Below are 634 nucleotides of genomic sequence, written 5' to 3' on the forward strand. Positions count from 1 at the left end.
CCTTAACAGGGCGTTAGCATTCGGCAGGAGATAACATGTACATTTTGGTAGTAAGTTCGAGCTTGGATCCAAACAGTCGAAGTCGTCAAATCGCTAAGCTATGTATTGATGAACTACAATCGTTGGATAGACAAGTTAAATTTGTTGATTTGGCCGAACTTAATGTGCCAAATTTTGATAACGACAAAATATATCAGACAGAACAATATAAGGCGTTACATAAGTTAACGTCTGAGGCGAGTGGTATCGTTTTATGTAGCCCAATTTATAATTGGGGGTGTTGTTCTGAGTTAAAGAAATACATTGAATATGTTGGGTCTACACCTCCTGATGGTAGTTTAACTGGCGCGCTCTTCGATAAAGTCGTGACGTTTGTAAGCTCAGCGGGGCTACCTCATAGTTACATGGCTGACTCTGCGCTCTCGACGTCACTAAGCATTGATTTCAAGTGTATTATCAATCCCTACAACTTGTATGTTCATAATCGTCACTGGGTCAATGATACCCTTTCGGATGAAAGGCTACCCAGGCTTGAAAAGTCAATGAAAGTAATGGACGAGCTCTGTAGTTTATTGAGTGCTAGAACATATAAGTCTGGGTGGGAACTGTGATGCATACAATCTGTTTAAGAGTG

Annotated in this window: 1 protein-coding gene; it reads left to right on the forward strand. The window is 40.7% G+C overall.

Features of this window, described 5'->3' with window-relative positions; all coding sequences use genetic code 11:
- The first annotated feature begins 35 nt into the window (after positions 1-35).
- Positions 36-611, forward strand: a complete 576-nt coding sequence (locus BCT81_RS03665) for an NADPH-dependent FMN reductase (protein WP_102423263.1) — start codon at positions 36-38, stop codon at positions 609-611.
- Positions 612-634: the final 23 nt, after the last annotated feature.

The organism is Vibrio sp. 10N.261.52.A1 (genome assembly GCF_002876325.1).
Classification (GTDB): domain Bacteria; phylum Pseudomonadota; class Gammaproteobacteria; order Enterobacterales; family Vibrionaceae; genus Vibrio; species Vibrio chagasii.

Excerpts from the sequence above, each read along its gene's own strand:
- BCT81_RS03665 (WP_102423263.1), top strand. The coding sequence starts at position 36 with ATGTACATTTTGGTAGTAAGTTCGAGCTTGGATCCAAACAGTCGAAGT.